The organism is Selenomonas sp. (genome assembly GCF_052169755.1).
Classification (GTDB): domain Bacteria; phylum Bacillota; class Negativicutes; order Selenomonadales; family Selenomonadaceae; genus Selenomonas.
On sequence record NZ_JBQNBV010000191.1, the window covers coordinates 1 to 3,124 of the forward strand.

At 59.8% G+C, this 3,124-nt stretch carries 3 protein-coding genes; 2 read left to right on the forward strand and 1 reads right to left on the reverse strand.

Annotation, left to right across the window (positions count from 1 at the left end; all coding sequences use genetic code 11):
• Positions 1-1,046: PTS transporter subunit EIIC (locus tag ACTTKG_RS10105; RefSeq protein ID WP_442674073.1), on the reverse strand; the 1,046-nt coding region annotated here is incomplete at its 3' end.
• A gap of 198 nt (positions 1,047-1,244) precedes the next feature.
• Here ACTTKG_RS10105 and ACTTKG_RS10110 point away from each other — a divergent pair.
• Positions 1,245-2,021 (forward strand): zinc ribbon domain-containing protein, encoded by a 777-nt coding sequence (locus ACTTKG_RS10110; RefSeq protein ID WP_442674074.1) that lies wholly within the window; start codon positions 1,245-1,247, stop codon positions 2,019-2,021.
• Positions 2,018-2,980, forward strand: coding sequence for a serine hydrolase (locus ACTTKG_RS10115; protein WP_442674075.1), 963 nt, complete (start codon positions 2,018-2,020; stop codon positions 2,978-2,980). The genes ACTTKG_RS10110 and ACTTKG_RS10115 overlap by 4 nt, the downstream gene beginning before the upstream one ends.
• The last annotated feature ends 144 nt before the right edge of the window (positions 2,981-3,124 follow it).

Here is a 3,124-nt window from a genome sequence, read left to right on the forward strand (position 1 = left end):
GGGGCGACGAAGAGGAAGGAGAACTCGATCGGCTCCGTGATGCCCGTGAGCATCGAGGTCAAAGCCGCAGAGAGAAGGAGTCCACCCGCCACTTTTTTCTTTTCGGGACGTGCACAGCGGTACATGGCGAGCGCCGCGCCCGGCAGACCGAAGATCATGAAGATAAATTCGCCCGAGAAGTAGCGTGTGGCATCCGAGCTGAAGTGTGTGATGTCGGGCGAGGCGAGCTGAGCGAAGAAGATGTTTTGACCGCCCTGGATGAGCTGGCCGTTGATCATCATGGAGCCGCCAAGCCCCGTCTGCCAAAACGGCAGGTAGAAGACGTGGTGCAGACCGAAGGGGATCAAGGCGCGTTTGATGATACCGAAGATCAGCGTGCCGATGTAGCCCGTGCCCGTCACAAGACCGCCGAGCGCGAAGATGCCTTGCTGCGCGAGCGGCCAAACGAAGTACATGGCGATGCCGACGAAGAGGAAGACGATGGTCGAGATGATGGGGACGAAGCGCGAGCCGCCGAAGAACGACAGTGCGTTGGGCAGTATGATCTTGTGGTATTTGTTGTGCAGCCACGCGACGCCAAGACCGACGATGATGCCGCCGAAAACGCCCATTTGAAACGACAGGATGCCACAGCTCGGTGCGATCGTTCCTTCGAGTACGGAGGGGGCGATCGAGCCGTCCGCGAGAATCTCTCCGCCGAGCTTCAGCATGGCGTTGCATGCTGTGTGCATGACGAAGAAGGCGATCATGGCGGAGAGCGCCGCGACCTCCTTCTCTGCTTTCGCCATGCCGATGGCGACGCCGACGGCGAAGATGATCGGCAGGTTGCTGAAGATCGTGCTGCCTGCACTCGCCATGATGGTCAAAAGCGCATGGAGCGCCGTTCCTTCGCCGAGCAGGGCGACGAGACCGTACGTCTCGATGGTCGTGGGATTGGTGAACGACGCGCCAAGTCCCAAGAGGATGCCGGCGATCGGCAGTACGGCGACGGGCAGCATGAAGCTGCGGCCGACGCGCTGGAGAACGCTGAAGATTTCGTCTTTCATGACAGAGAAAACCTCCCTTTCGTGCAGAAAAAACATTACATTTTCATTATACCGTAGAAAAGAGAATCTTGTAAAGGTATCGCGGGGAGGAGAAACGTTTCTTCGGCAGGGTGGAAAAATTGCAGAGTTTTGCAGGAACATCGCATCAAAAGAGAGAACTTCATCGTTGAGCAATGTAAGAGAGATGGAGGGAGAAGCATGAAATATTGCAGCAATTGCGGGACGGCTCTGCCCGAGGGAACGGACGTCTGCCAAAACTGCGGACAAGGTGTGAATTTGGTGAAGCCGATGGGCGGAGCGGCAGGACATGTGCCGGCACAGGGCGGGCAAGGACTGTCGGCGCAGGGCGGCGCGGCTTGGCGACAAGGCTCGCAGCCGCCGCTCGGCACGCCGATGCCGCCTCGGTCGAGCGGCGGCTCGTCGGGCAAGACGGGGCTTTTGATCGGCTGCGGCATCTTGCTCGTCCTCGGGGTTTTCGTGCTCGTCCTCGGTGGGCTCGGCATCTACTTCTACAACGCGAGTGATGACGACAAGAGTGCGGCACCGAAAACGATGCAGACGCAGCCGTCCGCCAAGGAGACGCCAAAGGTGCAGGACAGCGCCGCATGGAACGATCTCGTGCGCGAAAAGGATGAGATCGACATCGCCATCGGTGAGGTGGCCAGCCGTGCGAACCAGCATCTGAGCCGATATCCGAACTTTCGCAATGCCGCCGGCTTGATGAATGATGCGAGATACGCCATGGAGCGTGCGCAAAGAGCCGAGAGCCGCGCGAGTGCGCTCGATGTCGATCCTGCACGGCGCAATGCGCTGCGTGCGCTCTTTGCCATCGAGGTGAAGCGTGCGCAGGGGCTGTATAAAGGCATGGTGGACAGCTCGAATGGCGGCGATTACAGCTACGGCTTCAGCGACGGCACGACGGCATCGTATGCTTTCGATGAAGCGAATGCACAGTTCAACAGTCTTTACAAATGAATGGCACGAATCGAAACATCATCATCGCCCTGTCTTTGCTGATTGTGGGCATCGTCGTTCTCCTTCTGTTTGCCGGCGGTTTGTGGCTGCTGCTGCACGAGCGGCATGAAGAGTCGCCTGCCGATCGCCCGCGTACGGATGAGCCTCTCCTGTCTGCCCCGAAGGTGCCGGAGCACGTGAGGCAAGATCGCCGTGCGCTGGTCGAGGAGGTGCGTCGGCTCACGGCGCAGGGCGGCGCGAAGTTCTCGGTCTACCTCGCCTATCCTGAGGATGGGACGACGCCGCTGATCGCCGACGAAGAGGAGAGGTGTGCAGCGAGTATGATCAAGGTGTTTATCCTTGCCTGTGCCATGGAAAAAGTCAAAGCCGGCGAGCTGCATCTCGATGATTGGCTGCGAATCGAGGCGGACGACAAGGTGGGCGGCGCAGGTGTGATCGCAGGCTATCGTGACGGCACGGCGCTCTCCGTCGAGACGCTGTTGCGTCTGATGATCGCTGAGAGCGACAATACGGCGACAAACATGATGATCGACCGCTTGGGCATGGCGGAAATCAACCGCTGGATGAAGGCGCACGGCTGCCGTGCGTCTCGTCTGCAGCGCAAGATGATGGATACGAAAGCCGTGCGCGAAGGCCGTGAGAACTACACCTCGGCACGCGACCTCGGCGAGTTTTTCGCCTGTCTTTACCGTTCGGAATGTGTCGGCGAGCCGTATGACGGCAAGATGCGCGACATGCTTTTGGCGCAGACCGATACGGAATGTTTCCCGCATGCGCTGCCCAAAGCGCGGATCGCGCACAAGACGGGCGAGCTCGACGGCCTGTACAGCGACGGCGGCATTTTTTACGGCGAGAATGACAACGACATGATCCTCGTCATCTTGGCGGATGATCTGGAATCGCGCGGCCATGCCATCGAACGGATGCGCGAGATCGCAAGGCGCGCGGCGGGAGAGTGAAGGCAGCCGCCTGCTTACCGCGTGCGCTCGGAGAGCGTGAAGATCAAAAGCGCCGTCCAGATGCAGGCGCAGGCGGAGAGCTGCGCTGCGCCGAAAGGCTCGTGGAAGAAGAATATGCCGAGGAGGAGCGCGATCGTCGGACTG